The following is a 19715-nucleotide window of genomic DNA, read 5'->3' on the forward strand; positions in this document are numbered from 1 at the left end:
CACATCACCCTCTTTGCTTCAGAGGTGGTGTTGCGGACTCGGGGTGGCTGTCCTGGTGTGTTGCAGGTGAGCGCCGGTTCAGGTCGTCAGATCAGGAGAAGGCCTCGTCGAGGATCTCCTGCTGCTCGACCGCGTGGACCTTGCTCGAGCCCGACGACGGCGCCGACATCGCGCGACGCGAGATCCGACGCAGACCGCTGAGCACATCCGGGAGCACCTCTGGCAGCCACAAGCCGAGGAACGGCCACGGACCCTGGTTGGCCGGCTCCTCCTGGACCCAACGGAAGTCCTCGGCGTTCGGGTACTGCTCGAGGGTGTTGCGGAGGCGGCGGTGCGGCACCGGGTAGAGCTGCTCGATGCGGACGACCGCGACGTCGTCGCGCTTCTCCTTGTCGCGTCGGGCGGCCAACTCGTAGTAGAGCTTGCCGCTGACGAGGAGCACCCGCTTGACCTTGCTGCGGTCGGCGCCGTTGACGAACCGCGGGTCGTCGAGCACCGAGCGGAACTTGTCGTCGGTGAACTCCTCGATCGGGCTCACAGCATTCTTGTTGCGCAGCATCGACTTCGGGGTGAAGACGATCAGCGGACGGCTGATTCCGTCGAGGACGTGGCGGCGCAGCAGGTGGAAGTAGCTCGCAGGCGTCGACGGCAACGCGACCGTCATCGACCCCTCGGCACACAGCTGCAGGAACCGTTCGATGCGGCCCGAGGTGTGGTCGGGACCCTGGCCCTCGTGGCCGTGCGGCAGCAGCAGCACGACGTCGGACAGCTGCCCCCACTTGGCCTCACCGGACGAGATGAACTCGTCGATGATCGACTGCGCGCCGTTGACGAAGTCGCCGAACTGCGCCTCCCACAACACGAGTGCGTCCGGGTTGCCGACGGAGTAGCCGTACTCGAAGCCGACGACGGCGAACTCCGACAGCGGGGAGTCGTACACCTTGAACTGGCCGCCGTTGTCGACACCGTCGACCGGCTTCAGGTGATTGAGCGGTGTGTACTCCGAGCCGTCGGCCCGATCGATGAGGACCGAGTGACGCTGCGTGAAGGTGCCACGGCGAGCATCCTGCCCGGACAGGCGGACGGTACGGCCCTCGAGGACCAGTGAGCCGAAGGCCAGCAACTCGGCGAACGCCCAGTCGACGTTGCCGTGCCGCGACATCTCGTGACGACGCTCCAGCACCGGCTTGACGCGCGGGTGCGGCCCGAAACCTTCCGGGGTGTTCAGGAAGGCGTCGCCGATCGACTCGAGGACCTCCTTGTCGACGGCGGTGACGAGCTTGGTCGGCAGCGTCTGATCGGACTCGACGGACGGACTCGGTTCCGCCGTGTACTTCTCGAGCTCCTTGACCTCGTTGAACACCCGCTCGAGCTGACCCTGGTAGTCGCGAAGGGCGTCCTCGGCCTCCTTGGTGGAGATGTCACCGCGACCGATGAGGGCCTCGGTGTAGCTCTTGCGGACGCCGCGCTTGGTGTCGATCACGTCATACATGGCCGGCTGGGTCATCGAGGGATCGTCGCCCTCGTTGTGGCCGCGACGGCGGAAGCAGACGAGGTCGATGACGACGTCCTTGCCGAAGGCCTGACGGTAGTCGACGGCCATCTTGCCCACCCACACGCACGCCTCCGGGTCGTCGCCGTTCACGTGGAAGATCGGCGCACCGATCATCTTGGCGACGTCGGTGCAGTACTCGGTGGACCGGGAATGCTCAGGGGCGGTGGTGAACCCGACCTGGTTGTTGACGACGATGTGGATGGTGCCGCCGGTGCGGTAGCCCGGGAGCATCGCCATGTTCAGTGTCTCCGCGACCACGCCCTGGCCGGCGAACGCCGCATCACCGTGCAGCATCAGCGGGAGCACGGAGAACTGGTCGTCGTCGTCGAGCAGGTCCTGCTTGGCGCGGACCAGACCCTCGAGAACGGGGTCGACGGCCTCGAGATGGCTCGGGTTGGCGGTGAGCGAGACGTTGATCTCGTTGTCGCCGAACATCTGGTAGTACTTGCCCTCGGCGCCGAGGTGGTACTTGACGTCACCGGAACCGTGCGCCTGCGACGGATTCAGATTGCCCTCGAACTCGGTGAAGATCTTCGAGTATGGCTTGCCGACGATGTTGGCGAGCACGTTGAGGCGGCCGCGGTGGGGCATACCGATGACGACCTCGTTGAGCGTGTGCTCGGCGCCCTGGTCGATCACGGCGTCCATCATCGGGATGACCGCCTCGGCACCCTCGAGCGAGAAGCGCTTCTGACCGACGTACTTGGTCTGCAGGAACGTCTCGAACGCCTCGGCGGCGTTCAGCTTCGACAGGATGTACTTCTGTTCGGCGACAGGCGGCTTGACGTGCTTGATCTCGACCCGCTCCTGGACCCAGCGCTGCTGCTCGGGTTCGAGGATGTGGGTGTACTCGACGCCGACGTGCCGGCAGTACGCATCGCGCAGGATCGACAGCACGTCGCGCAGCTTCATCTTCTCCTGGCCGTGGAAGCCGCCGACGTTGAACGTCCGGTCGAGGTCCCAGAGGGTCAGCCCGTAGGTGAGGACGTCGAGATCCGGGTGGCTGGCCCGGGCGTCGCTGTCCATCATCAAGGGATCGATGTCGGCCATCAGGTGTCCGCGATTGCGGTACGCCGCAATGAGTTCGAGCACGCGAGTGCTCTTCTCGACGGAGCCGGCCGGGATGTCGCGGCGCCACCGGATGGGCTCGTAGGGGATGTGGAACGCGGTGAAGATCTCGTCGTAGAACGCGTCGTCGAGGAGCAGTTCGTGGATCGTCCGCAGGAAGTCGCCGGACTCCGCGCCTTGGATGATCCGGTGATCGTAGGTCGACGTCAGCGTCATCAGCTTGCCCACACCGAGGTTCGCGATCTGCTCGTCGCTCGCGCCCTGGAATTCGGCCGGGTATTCCATCGCGCCGGCACCGACGATGGCGCCCTGGCCCTTCATCAGGCGCGGCACCGAGTGCACGGTGCCGATCGTGCCGGGATTGGTCAGCGAGATCGTGACACCGGCGAAGTCGTCGCCGGTCAGTTTGCCGTCACGCGCGCGACGCACGATGTCCTGGTAGGCCGTGTAGAACTCGGCGAAGCCCATCGTCTCGCACTTCTTGATGGCCGCGACCACCAGTGTGCGGTTGCCGTCCTTGCCGACGAGATCGATGGCGAGACCGAGGTTGGTGTGCGCCGGGGTGACGACGTTGGGCTTGCCCTCGACCTCGGCGAAGTGGCGGTTCATGTTGGGGAACGCCTTGATCGCCTGGACGATCGCGTAGCCGAGGATGTGGGTGAAGCTGATCTTTCCGCCACGGGTGCGGGCGAGGTGGTTGTTGATGACGATGCGGTTGTCGATCATCAGCTTGGCCGGGATGGCGCGCACGCTCGTGGCGGTCGGCACCTCCAGAGAGGCCGACATGTTCTTGGCGATGGCCGCCGACGGCCCGCGCAGGACCTTCGACTCGTCTTCCGACGGTGTCGGTGCGGAGGCGTGCACCGGTGACTTCGCCTTGGCGTTCTGTGAACGGGACGAGCCGTCGCGGCTCGCGGTGCTGGAACCGGAGGCGGCCTTGGTCGCGGTGGACTCCTTGGCCGGGCCCGACTTGCGGGTCGGCGCGGCGGCCGCGGGCTGCTGATCGAGGGTCACCTGCTTGGACTGCTTGGCCGGTGCCGGCTTCGCAGGCGTGTCCTGGGGCGCGGCGGCGGGGGCGGCCTTCTTGGGTGCGGTCGGGGATGCGGAGGCGGAGCCGCCGTTGGACGAGGCCGCGGGGGCCTCGGCAGACGAGCCGTTCGACGTCGGGTCATAGGTGGCGAGGAAGTCGTGCCAACTCGGGTCGACCGACTTGGGATCCTTCTTGTATTGCTGGTACATCTCCTCGACCAGCCACGTATTTTGTCCGAAATCCGATATCGAACTGCTCACAGCGCTATCTCGCCTCAATTCCCTCTGGTGTCGGGTCGCTTGTCACCAGGAAAGTCCCTTGTGAAGACTATCGGTGAACCACCTGCCGATGCTACGCGCGCGCGGAACCCGACGTGCGGCTGACCTCACCATCCGGGCTCATCTGCGGCGCATGTCACCAGCGGTGGCGATACCGTCGACGTCGGGCGCGACACCCGCATCCCAGAACGCGCGGTACCTCTCACCCAACGTGAGTAACTCCGCGTGTGTTCCCATCTCCACGATGCGTCCGTCGTCGACCACCGCGATGACGTCGGCGCGGGCCGCCGTGGCGAGTCGATGCGCGACGATGACCGATGTCCGGCGATGGGTCAGTGCCTCGCCGGCGGCAAGGACCAGCGCCTCGGTGGCCTGGTCGAGCGTCGCGGTCGCCTCGTCGAGGAGCAGCAGATCGGGCTCGACGAGTTCGGCGCGCGCCAGCGCGATCAGCTGCCGCTGACCCGACGACAGGCCCTGGCCGCGTTCGCCGATCGGGTGATTCATCGCGCCCGGGAGCGAGGCGATCATGCCCGCGGCACCGACCGCGTGCGCGGCCGCGGCGATGGCGGCACGGTCGGCATCCGGACGGCCATACGCGATGTTGTCGGCCACGGTCCCGGTGAACAGATGCGGTTCCTGTGGCACGACGCCGAGGCGACCGCGGTAATCGGCCAGCGTGAAGTCGCGGATGTCGGTCCCGTCCATCCGCACCGCGCCGGTCGTCGGGTCGTAGTATCGGGCAAGCAGTTTGACGATCGTCGACTTGCCGGCGCCGGTCTTGCCCACGAGTGCCAGGGAGCTGCCGGGTGCGATGGTGAGGTCGATGTCGGAGAGTGCGTCGCGCTCGGCGCCGCTGTACCGGAACCCGACGTCGTCGAGCGCGGCGCGCCCGTCGAAACCGCCGGTGGGGACGTCGACGGTGTCATCGCGCCGGACGAGTGAGCTCGGCGTGCGGAGCAGATCCGAGATGCGCCGCAGGCCGACGACCGCCTGCTGATATCCGTCGAACACCTGGGACAGCTGTTGGACCGGTCCGAACAGCATCGACAGGTACAGCACGAACGCCACCAGCGTGCCGGCCGACAGGTGCCCGGTGGTGATCTGATGGGCGCCGACGGCGATCGCGACGGCCGTCGCGAGATCGGACATCAGGGTGATGAACGGGAAGTACGTGGCGATCGCCCTCTGCGACACCATCCGGGCGTGCACCCAGTCGAGAGCACGACGGGTGAACCGGGCGGTGGCAGCCGGTGTGTGGCGGTAGGTCTGGGTGGTCTTGATCCCCGCGATGTTCTCCTGGAAGTCGGCGTTGACGATGCTGACGAGTTCTCGGGAGCGCGTGTATGCGACCGACGAGATCCGCCGGAAGATCACCGTGGCGACGATCAGGACGGGGAAGACCGGGAGCATGATCGCGCCCAGCAGGGGATCGGTGAGGACCAACGCGACGCTGACCCCGACCAGTGTGAACGCGGCGACGATGGCCGTCGACAGCCCGGTCTGCAAGAACGTCGACAGCGCGTCGACGTCAGTGGTCATCCGCGTCATGATGCGGCCCGAGAGTTCGCGTTCGTAGTAGTCGAGGCCGAGGCGCTGGAGATGCGCGTAGCTGCGGACGCGCAGACCGAACAGCACCCGTTCGCCGGCGCGGGTGGAGTACAGGATCTCGGTACCCGAGCCGATCCAGCCGATGCCGACGAGGACCACGCCGATCGCGGTGGCCCACCACAGGGTCGACTCGTCGGTACGCGACGCGGCGTCGATGACGGTGCGCGCGAGTGTCGGGAACGCGAGCCCGACCAGCGTGTCGACGGCGATCGCGACGATGGCCGCGACGAGCATCCATCGCACCGGGGTGAGCAGTTCGCGCAGGGAGAACGAGCGGCTCTCGGCACGCGCTGCCCCGACGTCGACCCGCGGCTCCTCGTCGGCAGGTGGCAGCGCGGCGACCGCGGCGAGCAGTTCAGGGGTGGCGGGCATAGAACCCAATGCACCGCCGATTCCGCTGCCGCCCTTGGCGCCACCGCCGCCGGGACCAGTGGTGGGGGCAGCGGGCCGGCGGATCGTGGGTTCCTCGGTGGAGATCTCCGCGCTCGCCTCGGGCCACAGCCGATCGAGGTCGACGGTAGGCGGTAACTCCTGCGCCATCCGTCGACCGGCCGCCTCCGGATCGGCGGAGGCCATCAGAGACCGGAACAGGGCACACCGCTCGTCGAGTTCGGCGACGGTGCCGATGTCGACGATGCGGCCCTCGTCGAGGACGGCGACCCGATCGGCGAGGGTGAGCGTCGACCGACGGTGGGCGAGCAGCAGCATCGTCCGCTGATCGGCGCGCAGTGAGCGGAGGATCTCCGCCTCGGTGGTGGCGTCCACGGCCGACGTCGCGTCGTCGAGCACGAGGACGCGCGATTCCGCATACAGGGCGCGGGCCAGGGCCACGCGCTGACGCTGACCGCCGGACAGGGTGAGTCCGCGCTCGCCGACGACGGTGTCGAACCCCTCCGGCAGCGCGTCGATGAACTCGAGGGCATCCGCCCGCCGCGCGGCCGAGATCAGCCGTGCCGACGGTTCGGCTCCCGCGTCCGGATCGGTCGTCGGGCCGAGCACGATGTTCGCGGCAATCGTGTCGGAGTAGAGGAACGGCTCATCGAAGACGACGGAGACGGCGCCCCTCAGCGCATCTGGGGCGAGCTCCTCCACCGGATGGGCGACGCCGTCGGCCGACACCAGTTCGACCACCCCGCTGTCGGGGCGGTAGTAGCGGCCGGCGAGATCGGCCAGCGTGGATTTGCCCGACCCCGGCCGCCCGACCACGGCGACGCATTCGCCCGGCCCGACAGTCAGGTCGACGCCGGCGAGCACCTGACGATCACCGAAGGCGAAACCGACTCCGCTGAGACGTATTCCGAGAGGGCCGTCGGGCAACGTCGCGGTGTTGGACTCCGCGGCATCGTGGGGATGGTCGATCACGTCGTAGACCCGGTCCACCGCCGCTCGCGCGAGTTGGGCGCTGACGACGAGATTCGTGAGCAGTCGTGCCAGCGCGGTCATCGACGCGATGTAGGTGGCGAACGCCAGGAAGGTCCCCGCCGTGATGTGGCCGTGCATGGTGAGGTAACCGCCGACCGCGATCACCGCCACCATGCCGAGCTGCGGGATCGCGGCCATCGTCGGAGTGAAGCGCGCGTTGATCTTCCCGGCCCGAAGACGCAGCGAGTAGAGCCGGCCACCGAGGCCGACGAGCTCGTCGACGGCACGCTCCTCCTGACCGAATCCCTTCACGACACGCACGCCCGTCACCGTCTCCTCGACGTGCTGGGCGACGTCGGCGGCGGCCTGCTGCGCCGACCAGGTGGCGGCGAAGAGCGTTCGGCGCGTGCGGAAGACGACGAATCCCACCACCGGGAAGATGAGCAGCGCGACGCAGGTGAGCAGCGGGGACAGATAGGCCATGATCCCGATCGCGAGGACCACCTGCACCGCGGCCCCCGCCGACAACGGCACCATCGCCAGCAGACCCTGCACGATCTGCAGGTCGGAGATCGACCGCGACACGATCTGGCCGGTGCGGATCTGATTCTGCGCATTGCCGTCGAGATGCAGGAGCGTGTCGAGCAGCCGGAGGCGCAGTGCGTTCTGCACGTTGATCGAGAGGCGTCCCGCGGTGAGTCGGCGTCCGAACTGACAGCCGTAACGGACGACGGCGAGGACGAGCAGGGCGATCACGATCGTGCGCAGCGAGAGCCCGTCGTGGACAGCGCCGGTCGCGTGGTCGATGGCAGCCTTCGCGAGCAGTGGTGCGATCAGGTCGACGCCCACCGCGACCACCGTCACCGCGAGGGTGATCAGGACCAATCGACGATGACGCCAGCACTCGGCGGCCAGCCGTCGAATCCAGCGGCGGGGGGCGGTCGGGTCTGCGGAGGTCGAGCTCGGCTCGGGTCGGGTGGCTCGGGTCTCGGTCTGGAGCGTCGGAGTCACCGATCCGCTTCGGGAAGCCGTACGGCTCCGGGGAGCGCGGTGTCACCGAGGACCTCGCCGTCGATCGTCCAGGTGGTCGGCGGCGGCCCGAACGCCTCCCGGGCGTTGGCGACGACACGTTTGCCGAGAGCACGGTTGCCGACCCCGCCGATCATCGCGCCGATCCCGGCGGGAAGGAGTTTGCCGAACAGCAGAGGAGCACGCTTGATGGCGTACTTCTTGGTGAGTTTGTTGATCAGCATCTTGTTGAGCTTGCCGACACCGCCGCCCGGGATCGCGGCGCCGCCGAGCCGGCGCAGGGCGCCGCCCTGCGTTCCGACGAGTCGCCCGAGAGCGACGACGCCCTCTTCGCCGAGCGCGACGGCGAGTACGAGGGTCTTGCGCCGCTCGGAGTCGTGCACCGGGATCCCGTGCACCTCGGCGATCGACAGGGCCAGCAGGGCGGAGGCCTCGAGGAAGAAGGCGGTCTCCCCGGTCATCGCGCCCAGCGCGGTCATCGTGCCGACCCCGGGAACCGCGGCGGTCGCCCCGACCGCTCCGCCCGACCCCGTCACAGCGGTCAGGTAGTGCTTCTCCAGGCGGGCGATGATCTGGGCCGGCGATTCCTCGGGATGTGCCGTCCGCAGACCGCGGACGTACTTCGCCACGGCCGGCGCCTGCAGCCGCTGCGCGCGGTCGAGCAGACCGCCGGTCACCTCGACGGCCTTGCCGGGAGGCTGTTGCGCGCCACCGGATCCGGAGCCGGAACGCTTGCTGGTGTCAACCATGAGTGGGAACCCAATCCTCGGCGGGAACGATTTCTGCGGGCTTCGGCGGTCCCGGCGGGGTGCCGTCGCCGAACGGCCGCCCGCCGAGCTCCTCCCGGTGGTGCGGCGTCAGCCAGCCGGTGAGGTCCGGGCCGTCCGGGACGATCCCGGTGGGATTGATGTCGCGGTGGACCACGTAGTAATGACGTTTGATCTGGCTGAAGTCGATCGTGTCACCGAACCCGGGTGTCTGGAACAGGTCGCGCGCATAGGCCCAGAGCACCGGCATCTCCGCCAGTTTCGAACGGTTGCACTTGAAGTGCCCGTGATACACGGGATCGAAACGGGCGAGGGTCGTGAACAGTCGGATGTCGGCCTCGGTGATGGTGTCGCCCACCAGGTATCGGCGTCCCGACAGCCGTTCGGTGAGTTCGTCGAGTTTGGTGAACAGCCGGGCGTAGGCCTTGTCGTAGGCGTCCTGGCTGCCCGCGAAACCGCACCGGTAGACGCCGTTGTTCACCTCGGTGTAGACGCCGTGGGCCACTTCGTCGATCTCGTCGCGCAGGTGCTCCGGGTACAGGTCCGGGGCGCCGGCCCGGTGATGCTCGGTCCACTCGAGTTCGAGGTCGATGGTGATCTGTGGGAAATCGTTGGTGACCACCGCACCCTTGGGGACGTCGACGATCGCGGGCACGGTGATCCCCTTGGGATATCCGGGGAAGCGCTTCTCGTAGGCGTCCTTCAGGCGCGGGATGTTCAGGACGGGGTCGAGCCCGCCCGGATCCAGATCGAAGGTCCACGAGTCGGCGTCGTGCGTCGGTCCGCACATGCCCATCGAGATCGCGTCCTCGAGGCCCAGTAGGCGGCGCACGATGATCGTGCGGTTCGCCCAGGGGCAGGCGCGTGCGACGACCAGCCGGTAACGACCCGCCTCGACGGGGTAGCCGTCACGGCCGTCGCGGGTGATGCGGGTCTCGATGTACTTGGTGTCGCGCACGAACTCCTGACCGGTGGTCACGTAGACGCCCTGCTCGTCTCCCTGCTCGCCGCCGTGTCCGTCTCCGGCGCGTTGGTCGTCGGCCCTCTCGGTGCTCATGTCTCCCACAGTAGTGATCGCCTCCGACGCTTGGCAGCCGATGCTTCAAGCGGTATATTCCACATGGAATATTTGGCATGGACCATGGGAGACATCAACGTGGGATCGACGTCGTGCGGACCGCTGCCGCCCCTGGCGGTTCTGGTCCTCGGTCTGGTGGCCGAACGACCGATGCACCCCTACGAGATGTTCCAGACGACGATCGAGCGACGGGAGGACCGCCTGGCGAAGTTCCGGCCGGGCACCATGTATCACACGGTCGATCGGCTGGCCGCCAAGGAACTGATCGAGATCCATGAGGTCCGTCGGGAGGGCAATCGACCCGAGCGGACCGTCTACGCGATCACCGACCGCGGCCGACAGGCGCTGTTCGAGAGCCTCGAGCAGATCCTCGAGCGGCACCCTACCGAGTACTCCGAGCTGTATCTCGCGCTCGCCGAGGCGCACGGGCTGCCGCGCGAGCGCGTGATCGAGTTGCTGAGCATCCGCCTGGACGCCATGCGCGCCGATCTCGCCGATCTGGATGCGGCGGCCACGGTCGTCCGCGACCGCGGCACACCAGAGATGTTCTATCTCGACGTCGGTTGCCGGATCGCGACGTTGGCCACCCAGATCGACTGGGTCGCCGACCTCGTCGACCGGTTGCGAACCTCCACCATCGAATGGCTCGACGACCCCGACTCGCCGTACCACGGCAGCGCCGTGGTCGCGGGCACACCTCTTCAGAAAGCGAACGACGAATGACCTCCACCCCGACCCCGGCCGCGCAGGTGACCACGCGGCCCTGGGCTGCCATGCTGGCGCTCTGCGTCGGCTTCTTCATGATCCTGGTCGACATGACGATCGTGGCCGTCGCGCAGCCGCAGATCCAGGTCGCACTCGACACCGACGTCAACGGGATCGTCTGGGTCTCGAGCGCGTACCTGCTCACGTACGCGGTGCCGCTGCTCATCACCGGCCGCCTCGGTGACAAATTCGGCCCGAAGCGGGTCTATCAGATCGGCCTGCTCGTGTTCACGATCGCGAGCGTCTGGTGCGGACTGTCCGGATCGATCGGCGAACTCATCGCCGCCCGCGCGCTGCAGGGTGTCGGTGCCGCACTCATCACCCCGCAGACGATGGCGCTGATCACGCGGATCTTCCCGCCCGAGAAGCGTGGCGCCGCCATGGGAGTCTGGGGCACCGTCGCCGGCGTCGCGACCCTCGTCGGTCCGCTGCTCGGCGGCATCCTCACCGACGCCTTCGGCTGGGAGTGGATCTTCTTCGTCAACCTGCCCGTCGGCGTGGTCGGCCTGATCCTCGCCGCGATCCTCGTGCCCGACGTCGAGACCCACGATCACCAGTTCGACTGGATCGGTGTGTTCCTGTCCGCCATCGGCCTGTTCGCCCTCGTGTTCGGCATCCAGGACGGCGAGAAGTACGACTGGAACGCCTGGATCTGGGTGCTCATCGTCGGCGGTGTCGCCGTGATGGCCCTGTTCGTGTACTGGCAGTCGCGTATCAAGGGTGAGCCGCTCGTCCCGCTGTCGCTGTTCCGGGACCGGAACTTCTCGCTGGCCAACGTCGGCATCGCGTCGATGGGCTTCGCGATCTCCGGCCTGATGATCCCGACGATGTTCTTCCTGCAGCTCGTCGGAGGCATGACACCTACCCGTTCCGCGGTGATGATGGTGCCGATGGCGTTGCTGACCGGTGCCCTTGCGCCGATCGTCGGGCGCATCCTCGATCGCGTCCACCCGCGCACGATCATCGCCTCCGCGTTGTTCCTCAACGCGATCGCGGTCGGTTGGCTCGGCATGATCGCCCGGCCGACGACGCCGGTGTGGCAGTTGATCATCCCGATGTGTCTCATGGGTATCGCCTCGGCCGGGATCTGGGCGCCGCTCGCGGCGACGGCCACGCGCAACCTGCCCTGGCATCAGGCCGGTGCGGGTGCGGGCGTGTACAACACCACCCGGATGATCGGGTCGGTCCTGGGTGCGGCCGCGGTCGGCGCCCTGATGCAGACCCGGCTGGCCGCGGAACTGCCGGGTGTCGACACCGAACACCACAGTGCGGTCGGCCAGTTGCCGGCGGTCGTCCGCGAGGGATTCGCGACAGCGATGGGCGAGACACTGTATCTGCCTGCCGCCGTGCTGCTCATCGGAGTCGCCGCCGCGCTCTTCTTCGTGAAGCCCCGACACCAGGCCCCGCCGACGGCGCCGCCGAGTCCGGCCGGCGACCCCGCGGCCGCCGGGCAGGTGCCGACCGCCTGACCACGGTCGGGTCACCGCCCCACCGCCGGCGGGGTCCGGCGCCCGGTGTCGCGTCCCACAGTCTGTCGGCCCGCACTCGTAGGATCTCCTCGAGAGTCGGAGGTGACACATGACCGTGCCGTTGTTCGAGTTGGACGAGGTGACCTCACCCGACGGTGAGCGCCATCGGGGCGCCGTCCGTGAGGTCACCTTCGTCCACACCGCCGACTGGCAACTCGGTATGACGCGTCGTTATCTCGACGCCGAGTCTGCGCACGCCTACGGCGCCGCCCGGCTGGAAGCGGTCGAACGGATCGGGGCGCTGGCGCTCGACGCCGGCGCGGAGTTCGTCGTCGTCTCCGGCGACGTGTTCGAGGATCACCGGGTGTCCTCACGCATCATCCGACGCACCCTCGACATCCTCGCCGGATTCCCTGCTCCGGTCTATCTCCTTCCCGGCAACCATGATCCGTTCGACGCGGCGGGTGTCTACCGGTCTCGGACCTTCGCCCAGGCGTGCCCGGACAACGTCATCGTGTTGTCGACGCCCGGGGTGCACCGGTTACGTGACGGCGTCGAGATCGTGGCGGCGCCGTGGTCGCACAAGCATCCGGGATCGGATCTCGTCGACGCCCAGGTGTCGCGGTTGCGTCCGGGCGAGGACATCCGAGTCGTCGTCGGCCATGGTGGGACCGACGCGACGAGTCCCGGCGACGACTCCGCTCTGATCGCGCTCGCGCGTCTCGAGGCCTCGATCGACGCGGGACTCGTCGACTATGTCGCACTGGGAGACCGCCATTCGGTGACGCAGGTCGGCCGGACCGAACGGGTCTGGTACGCGGGTGCCCACGAGGTGACGAACTTCGACACCATCGAAGAACAGCCCGGTCACGCGCTCGTCGTCACCCTCCGCCGCGGACCGGCCGGTCGCGAGGTCGACGTCACCCCGCATCGCGTCGGGCAGTGGTCCTTCCGCGGCATCACCCGTGATGTCGCCGGCGCCGCCGACATCGAGGCCCTACGCGCCGAACTCGACGCGATCGAGGACAAACCGCGGGTAGTGGTCCGACTCGGTCTCGTCGGCGCGGTGACCGTCGCGGAGAGCGCGGTGCTCGACGACCTGCTCGAGGAGTTCGCCGACCGATTCGCGGCGGTGACCCGCTCCGAACGCGACGACGACCTCGTCGTGATAGCGGCCGACGGTGACGCCGACGATCTGGCGGTGAGCGGCTACGTGCAGGAGGCGGCACGCGAGTTGTTGGGACTGAGCCGCTCCGACGACGCGGTCGCAGCCGAGACGGCTCGCGATGCGCTCGGGCTGCTGGCGCGCCTGGCAGGGACGGCGCGATGACCTCGTCACCGTCGAGGATCCTGCGATGAGGATCCACCGGCTGCGGCTCCGGGACTATCGCGGCATAGCCGATCGCGACGTGCGCTTCGCCGACCACGGTGTCACTGTGGTGGAAGGTGCCAACGAGGCGGGCAAGTCCTCCATGATCGAGGCGCTCGACCTGTTGCTGCACACCCGCGCCGACAGCAAGTCCGCCAAGGTGCGCGACATCATGCCGTCGGGCCGGGACGTCGGCTCGGAGGTCGAGGTCGAGATGACCTGTGGCCCATGGCATATCACATACGGAAAACGTTTCAACCGGCAGCCGTCGACGACGCTCACGGTGCACGCGCCGCGTGCGGAGCAGATCAGCGGCCGCGACGCCCACGAGCGAGTGCTCGAGATCCTCGGTGACCATGCGGATCTGGCGCTCTTCCGGGCGCTGCGGTTGCTCCAGTCGGGAGATCCCGCGCTCGGTGCACTCACGGACAGCTCGGCGCTGGCGCGCGCTCTCGACCGCGCCGCCGACGGCACCACCGATCCCGACCACGATCCGGCCGGCGGCCCCGACGTGGACGACCCGGCCGATCACGCCCTGATCGAGGCGGTCCTCGCCGAGTACCGGCGGTATCGCACCCCGGGCCAGGGACGTCCGACCGGGGAACTGTCCGCGGCGCTCGCCGCGGTCGACGATGCGCAACGGCGGCACGATCAGCTGGAGGCCGCCCGCGATGCGGTGGAGGCCGACGCCCGCCGTCTCCGGGAGACCATCGACCGTCGCGCCGAGGTCGAACGCGCCACCGAACTCCGTGCCGTCGAACGGGACGAACTCGCGGTGGTCTGGGAGCAGGTCGAGCGACTGCAGACCGCGGTGGCATCGGCCGACAGCGAGGTCCGGCACCTCCTGACGGCGGTCCAGCTGGCACGTCGCGATGTCGTCGAGAGGCAGCGCACCCAAGCTGAGATCGATTCCCGAACAAAGGATTCCGAACGACTTGCCGAAGTCGTCGAACGTTACCGCGCCACTGCTGCCGCGGCGGCAGCCGACGCCGCCGAGCTCTCCGGCGAACTCAGCGGTGCGCGCGATCGGTGGGAGCAGGTGCGTTCCGAGCTCACCGCCGCACGCATCGCCCTCCGGACCTTCCGCGAGCGTCGCGAGCTGGCCGACCTCATGACGCGACTCGACCAGCTCGACGACCTGGCCGCCCGCCGTGACGAGCTGGCGGCTGAGTCGGCGTCGAACACCGTCGACCGGGCTGCGGTGGACGCCGCCGCCGAGCTCGGCCGTCGTCGTGCGGATGCACAGGCCAGGGTCGACGCGGCGGCCGCACGATTCACGGTGACCCCGACCGGTGCCACGCCCGTGCGGGTCGACGGCGTCGTGGTCGGCGGCGAGTCCGAGCATGTCGCCCTGGCAGATTCGGTGATCGAGGCCGACGGCATCGTCCGCGTGCAGGTGCACCGCACCGCCGGTACCGAACGGCCCGTGGAGCAACTCGCCGCCGTCGACGCAGAGATCGCCGACTACTGCGCCCGACATGGTCTGCGCGCCTTGGCGGATCATCACGACCGCGCGCAGCGGCGGGTGGAGGCCACTCATGCCCTGGCGGCGGTGCGCGAACGTATGGCCGAGAAGTGCGGTGGTCGCGACCGGTCGACGCTCATCGCGCGTCGAGACGAACTCCGTGCACGGCTCGCCGAGGGCGACGAGCACGCGGCCGCGGTCGACGGGGCAGATGGCGACGGGACAGAGGGCGACGACGGGGTCGACATCAGCGCCACCATCGACGAGCTGACCACCGCCGAGCGTGATCTCGGTGAGCTCGTGATGCGCGCCGAACGGGCAGTGACCCAACGACTCTCGGCCGAGCGCGAGTCGATGGCACAGGCCTCGGCGATGGGTGAGGAGCGTGCGCGCGTCCTCGCATCGCTCGAGGGCCTCGCCCGCCGGCGCGACGAGCTCGTCGGCGAACTCGACGACGCCCGGGCACAGCAGAACGTGGACCTCGCCGAGCGGCGGCTCGAGCAGGCGCGGGAGCACCGCGCCCGGGTCGCCGCCGACCTCGACGCCCTCGACGTCGCGGACATCGAGATGCGTCGGGCACGGGTCGCCACCGAGCTCGGGCGCCTGCAGCGCGAGCACGCCGACACCGACCGCGTCGCCACCGAGCTCCGGACACGAATCGAGCTGTACCGCGACGAGTCCCGCCTCGACGATCTGCAGGAGTCGACTGCCGAACTCCGGGCTGCACGTGAGACGTTGGCCCGTGTGCAGCGTCGGGCCGACGCCGCGACGATGTTGTGGCAGACCCTCACCGACAAACGGCAGCAGACACGGGTGCGCTACGCCGATCCGTTCGCGCGACGACTCGCCGAGCTCGGTTCTCACGTGTTCGGTGACGGCGTCCGGTTCGATGTGGACGAGAACCTGGACGTGGTGTCCCGCACGGTCGACGGTGTGACGGTCCGCCACGACGCACTCTCGGGCGGTGCGCGCGAACAGATCGGCGTCCTGACACGATTGGCGTGTGCCACCCTCGTGGACCAGGCCGAGGGGGTCCCGGTCCTCGTCGACGATGCCCTCGGCTACAGCGATCCGCGGCGTCTCGCGGCCATGGGGGACGTCCTGGCCGCCGCCGGTCGCGACGCACAGGTCATCGTGCTGACCTGCAGCCCCGATCGCTACCGTGGCGTCGACGGCGCGACCGTGGTCGCGGTCTGAGCCCCGGTTTTGAGTCCGGCGGCGCGCGTACGCTACGCTGATCCTCGCCCGTTGAGCCCCCGTAGCTCAGGGGATAGAGCGTCTGCCTCCGGAGCAGAAGGCCGCAGGTTCGAATCCTGCCGGGGGCACCGTCACACCATGTTGCGCTGTCACATCTGTTGGATCACCTCATTTCCGGCCGCCCTGCTCGACGACGGGCTAGCGTGAGGCCATGTGCCGCTGGCTCGCCTACGCGGGAACTCCGATCCTGCTGGAGGATCTGCTCACCCGGCCGTCGCATTCGCTCGTCGACCAGAGCTTCGAGGCGCGGCAGCTGTATCTTCCCGGATCACCCATGACGACGATGTTCCGCCATCATGCCTGGCCGACGAACGGTTACGGTTTCGGAGTCGGCTGGTACGGCGAGCGCGACTTCCCCGGACAGTACCGGGATGACCGCCCCGCGTGGAGTGACCACAATCTGCAGCGCCTCGCCGAGCAGATCCGATCGCCGATGTTCCTCGCCCACGTGCGCGCCGCCGCGATCGGCGGCACGATCGACCGCGTCAACTGTCACCCGTTCACCCACGGCCGGTGGCTGTTTCAGTACAACGGCGAGATCGGTGGATTTCCGGCGGTCAAGCGGGATCTCACACTCGACGTCGATCCGGAGCTGTATCCGCACATCGAGGGCAACGCCGACACCGAGCTCTGCTTCTTCCTCGCCCTCACCTACGGTCTGGACAGTGATCCGCTCGGCGCCCTCGCCCGAACTGCCGGACGGATCGAACGGGCACGTGCCGAGCGTGGCGTCGACGACCCGTTCACCGCGACGATCTGCGCCGCCAACGGCCAGACCGCCTTCGCGGTGCGGTATTCGAGTGATCACTCGTCCCGCACCCTGTATCACTCGGTCGCAGGCATGCGGATCCGAGCGGCGGGCGGCGGGCACGTCGAGCTCCCCGACGACGGACGCATCCTGGTGTCCGAACCCCTGGAGCTCGAGTACCGGCGCTCGCACTGGGTGGAGGTGCCCGAGTCCTCGAGCGTGACACTGCACGCCGGTCAGGAGCCCGAGATCGCGGACTTCACGCCGCTGGCCGCCTGAACGCCCGCGCCTGACGACCCACCGAGGAGCGTGCGGGCGCGCTTCTGCGCGGATCGTCGCCCGGCGTACGAGGATGGTCGGGTGAACGGAGATGTCGCAGCATCAGCGGGCCGGTTCGGAATCCTGTCGGCGACCGTGGAGAAGCAGTGTTGGGGTTTCATGATCGGCTCGACGCTCTTCGCTGTGGGTTCTGCGCCCGGTTTCGCGGCGTGGGCGGGGTCGTCGGGCGCGAATCTCAGTTTTTTCATCGGTGCCTGGTTCTTCACCGGCGCCGCCTTCGTCCAGCTCGTGCTCAGCGGGAACGCGACGATCGTCGCGGCCGACGGACCGAAGCAGTTCCGTGGAGAGTGGCTCTCCGCGGCAACGCAATTCGCCGGAACCCTCCTCTTCAACGCCAGTACCGCCGCAGCCCTGCACGCGGACACGGTGACCGAGGAGCGTCGCCGCGTGTGGACGCCGGACGCCGCCGGGTCGGTTGCCTTCCTGGTGAGTGGGATTCTCGCCGTCATCGTCGTCGGACACGCCGTCCGGTGGTGGTGGGCCCCGCGCGATCGCGAATGGTGGGCCACCCAGATCAACATGCTCGGATGCCTTGCCTTCGGGGTGTCGGCGACCGGCGCCTACGTCACGTCCGCGGGCGACGCGGTCAGCGACGCGGTGGCGAGCGCCGGTACGTTTGTCGGCGCCATCTGCTTCCTGCTGTCGGCGGCTCTCACGTTGCCGCGCCGGCGCGATGCCGGACACGCACCCGCGACGACGTCCCCCTGAGCGGCCCGGATCAGTTCATCGGAAGGGGAGCGGCGTTGCGCTCGGCGAGCATCTGTTCGATCACGGTGATCTCCTTGGCCTGTGTCTGCTCCATCGCGGTCGCCAGGGCACGTACGTAGTCCTGCGAGACGTCCGCCGGGTCGGCCGCGTACGCCATCATCGGCATCCCACCCTCGTGGTGGCGCAGCATCAGTTGGAGGAAGTAGACGTCGGCCTCTGTACCGCGCAGGGTCCGCAGCCGGTTCATCTCGGCGGTCGTGGCCATGCCCGGCATCGGCGGGGCCTCGGCGTCATCCGGTGCTGCCGTCGGCGACGCCGATTCCGCAGGCATCCCGGGCATGGAGCTCATGTCGTGTCCCGCGTGCTCACCGGTCCCGTGCTCCGCATCCGACCCGGAGCCACCGTGACCAGCCCCCGCATGATCCGCATGTGCCATCCATGCCATCGGCGGATTCGGATTGATCACCGGGTGACCCCATCGGGTCAGCCAGGACTGCATCTGTCCGATCTCGTTGCTCTGCGCGGTGAGGATGTCGAAGGCCATGCTGCGGACCTGGGGATCGGAGCCGTTCTCCAGCTCGATGGTCGCCATCTCCACGCCCTGCTCGTGATGACGGATCATGTCCTGCGCGAATCCGACCGCCACCGAGTCGGATGCGGGCACCTCGTCGGCCGCGGGATCGTCGCTGTGCAACATCGCGGAGATCAGCAGGCCGAGCCCCAGACCGACCAAGAGGGTCGCGACGACGCCGAGCGTCGCCAGGAGGGTGCGACGTGACGTGTCGGGTCGAGGACCGTCTGCCTCGATGTCCCGGGCGGTGTCGGGATCCTGTGCGCGCTCGGCATCCGTGGAGGCGGACAACGGCGCGTCGCCGGTGGATTCGGTCATCGGATCGCTCCTCAGCCCGCCGGCATCGGCGCGCCGGCGCCGGTGTTCTCGTCGGTGGCCGCGATGCCGCCGGTGCCGTCCATCGTCACGGCGTCCGGTCCCGGCTGCCCTTCGTCGGCCGGCGGGGGATTGCTCGGGTCGAAGGCTCCCGGGACGGCCGCACACGCGGCCTGTGTCTCGGGATAGGCGGCCTCCGACGGGTTCTCCTTGTACACACCGGGCGTCGTGTTGCGACGCAGTGCGGTGATGAACTGGTCGACGCGCGGATCGCCCGCCGAGTCCAGCTTGAGCTGATGGCCCCAGCTCTGCAGGGAAAGCGGGTGATCGAGCCCGGGATAGGGCGACAGGAACAGGAATTGCTCGCCGGACACCTTCTTCTTCAGCGAGTCGAGGTCGTCGGCACCGATGGTGTCGGGGTTGTAGGTGATCCAGACGGCCCCGTGTTCGAGGGCGTGCACGGCGTTCTCCGTCCGCAGCGGATTCGGGTAGACGATCCCCGTACACGTGGCCCACACCTCGTCGTGCGGTCCGCCGAACGGTGGCGACTGGTCGTAGGCGACCCGCTGATCGGCCCGCACGTGCTGTGCCGCCTTGTAGTAGACCTTGGTCACGCCGGAGATGCGGGTGGAGGGATCGGGATCCTGCGCTGAGGGAACGTAACCCTCGACGGTCTGCGGCTTGAGCGCCTCGGCCTCCTGTTCGTCCATGAACTTCGGCACCAGATACCAGGCGAGCCCGGCGATGAGGGCGAGGACGACGACGACGGCACCGATGACCGTCCAGTCGATGTGCCGCCCGGAGGCCGCCGGAACGGAACCGGATCGGGCGGGGCGCTTGCTGGACTTGGGTACGTTGGCCCCGGCTTTGCGTGCCATTGCTCTCTTTCTGCCACCTGCCGGCCACGAATCGGCACAGCGATCGACAGTTTACT

The 19715-nt window shown here is 68.4% G+C and carries 12 protein-coding genes and 1 tRNA gene; 7 read left to right on the forward strand and 6 right to left on the reverse strand.

The genetic code is table 11. The features are described from left to right. Window positions 1–91 precede the first annotated feature (91 nt). From QSJ19_RS10555 to QSJ19_RS10570, 4 genes are all read right to left on the reverse strand, one after another. Window positions 92–3862, reverse strand: coding sequence for a multifunctional oxoglutarate decarboxylase/oxoglutarate dehydrogenase thiamine pyrophosphate-binding subunit/dihydrolipoyllysine-residue succinyltransferase subunit (locus QSJ19_RS10555; RefSeq protein WP_502876135.1), 3771 nt, complete (start codon window positions 3860–3862; stop codon window positions 92–94). A 189-nt stretch (window positions 3863–4051) separates the two neighbouring features. Then, on the reverse strand, window positions 4052–7912 hold the full coding sequence (locus QSJ19_RS10560; RefSeq protein WP_502876131.1) for an ABC transporter ATP-binding protein: 3861 nt from the start codon (window positions 7910–7912) through the stop codon (window positions 4052–4054). Further along, window positions 7909–8679 carry a hypothetical protein gene (locus tag QSJ19_RS10565; RefSeq protein WP_286320230.1) on the reverse strand — a complete coding sequence of 257 codons (771 nt, stop codon included), beginning with the start codon at window positions 8677–8679 and terminating at the stop codon, window positions 7909–7911. The genes QSJ19_RS10560 and QSJ19_RS10565 overlap by 4 nt, the downstream gene beginning before the upstream one ends. Continuing rightward, complete coding sequence (locus QSJ19_RS10570) at window positions 8672–9754, reverse strand: glutathione S-transferase family protein (protein ID WP_286320232.1); 1083 nt, start codon at window positions 9752–9754, stop codon at window positions 8672–8674. The genes QSJ19_RS10565 and QSJ19_RS10570 overlap by 8 nt, the downstream gene beginning before the upstream one ends. A gap of 63 nt (window positions 9755–9817) precedes the next feature. On the opposite strand from QSJ19_RS10570, the gene QSJ19_RS10575 reads away from it, so the two are divergent. From QSJ19_RS10575 to QSJ19_RS10605, 7 genes are all read left to right on the forward strand, one after another. Further along, a complete protein-coding gene (locus QSJ19_RS10575) occupies window positions 9818–10498 on the forward strand; it encodes a PadR family transcriptional regulator (RefSeq protein ID WP_286320234.1) in 681 nt (226 codons plus the stop codon). After that, window positions 10495–12009 (forward strand): MFS transporter, encoded by a 1515-nt coding sequence (locus QSJ19_RS10580; protein ID WP_286320236.1) that lies wholly within the window; start codon window positions 10495–10497, stop codon window positions 12007–12009. The genes QSJ19_RS10575 and QSJ19_RS10580 overlap by 4 nt, the downstream gene beginning before the upstream one ends. 109 nt (window positions 12010–12118) lie before the next feature. After that, complete coding sequence (locus QSJ19_RS10585; RefSeq protein ID WP_286320239.1) at window positions 12119–13339, forward strand: metallophosphoesterase family protein; 1221 nt, start codon at window positions 12119–12121, stop codon at window positions 13337–13339. Window positions 13340–13364: 25 nt separating this feature from the next. After that, window positions 13365–16040 (forward strand): ATP-binding protein, encoded by a 2676-nt coding sequence (locus tag QSJ19_RS10590; protein ID WP_286320241.1) that lies wholly within the window; start codon window positions 13365–13367, stop codon window positions 16038–16040. Window positions 16041–16095: 55 nt separating this feature from the next. Then, a tRNA-Arg gene (locus tag QSJ19_RS10595) sits at window positions 16096–16168 on the forward strand. An 83-nt stretch (window positions 16169–16251) separates the two neighbouring features. Further along, window positions 16252–17127: a class II glutamine amidotransferase gene (locus tag QSJ19_RS10600; RefSeq protein WP_286320242.1), complete on the forward strand. Its 876-nt coding sequence runs from the start codon at window positions 16252–16254 to the stop codon at window positions 17125–17127. A gap of 81 nt (window positions 17128–17208) precedes the next feature. Next, window positions 17209–17895, forward strand: a complete 687-nt coding sequence (locus QSJ19_RS10605; protein WP_286320243.1) for a hypothetical protein — start codon at window positions 17209–17211, stop codon at window positions 17893–17895. A gap of 10 nt (window positions 17896–17905) precedes the next feature. On the opposite strand, the gene QSJ19_RS10610 is transcribed toward QSJ19_RS10605, so the two are convergent. After that, window positions 17906–18784, reverse strand: coding sequence for a DUF305 domain-containing protein (locus tag QSJ19_RS10610; protein ID WP_286320246.1), 879 nt, complete (start codon window positions 18782–18784; stop codon window positions 17906–17908). Window positions 18785–18795: 11 nt separating this feature from the next. After that, window positions 18796–19659, reverse strand: a complete 864-nt coding sequence (locus tag QSJ19_RS10615; protein ID WP_286320247.1) for a thioredoxin-like domain-containing protein — start codon at window positions 19657–19659, stop codon at window positions 18796–18798. Between the last annotated feature and the right edge of the window lie 56 nt (window positions 19660–19715).

Source organism: Gordonia sp. ABSL11-1, from assembly GCF_030315685.1.
Taxonomy (GTDB): domain Bacteria; phylum Actinomycetota; class Actinomycetes; order Mycobacteriales; family Mycobacteriaceae; genus Gordonia.

Bases quoted from the DNA above. Each gene is read 5' to 3' on its own strand.
- QSJ19_RS10610 (WP_286320246.1), bottom strand. From the start codon at position 18,784: ATGACCGAATCCACCGGCGACGCGCCGTTGTCCGCCTCCACGGATGCC.
- QSJ19_RS10600 (WP_286320242.1), top strand. From the start codon at position 16,252: ATGTGCCGCTGGCTCGCCTACGCGGGAACTCCGATCCTGCTGGAGGAT.
- QSJ19_RS10585 (WP_286320239.1), top strand. From the start codon at position 12,119: ATGACCGTGCCGTTGTTCGAGTTGGACGAGGTGACCTCACCCGACGGT.
- QSJ19_RS10565 (WP_286320230.1), bottom strand. From the start codon at position 8,679: ATGGTTGACACCAGCAAGCGTTCCGGCTCCGGATCCGGTGGCGCGCAA.
- QSJ19_RS10570 (WP_286320232.1), bottom strand. From the start codon at position 9,754: ATGAGCACCGAGAGGGCCGACGACCAACGCGCCGGAGACGGACACGGC.
- QSJ19_RS10615 (WP_286320247.1), bottom strand. From the start codon at position 19,659: ATGGCACGCAAAGCCGGGGCCAACGTACCCAAGTCCAGCAAGCGCCCC.
- QSJ19_RS10555 (WP_502876135.1), bottom strand. From the start codon at position 3,862: ATGTACCAGCAATACAAGAAGGATCCCAAGTCGGTCGACCCGAGTTGG.
- QSJ19_RS10590 (WP_286320241.1), top strand. From the start codon at position 13,365: ATGAGGATCCACCGGCTGCGGCTCCGGGACTATCGCGGCATAGCCGAT.
- QSJ19_RS10580 (WP_286320236.1), top strand. From the start codon at position 10,495: ATGACCTCCACCCCGACCCCGGCCGCGCAGGTGACCACGCGGCCCTGG.
- QSJ19_RS10575 (WP_286320234.1), top strand. From the start codon at position 9,818: ATGGAATATTTGGCATGGACCATGGGAGACATCAACGTGGGATCGACG.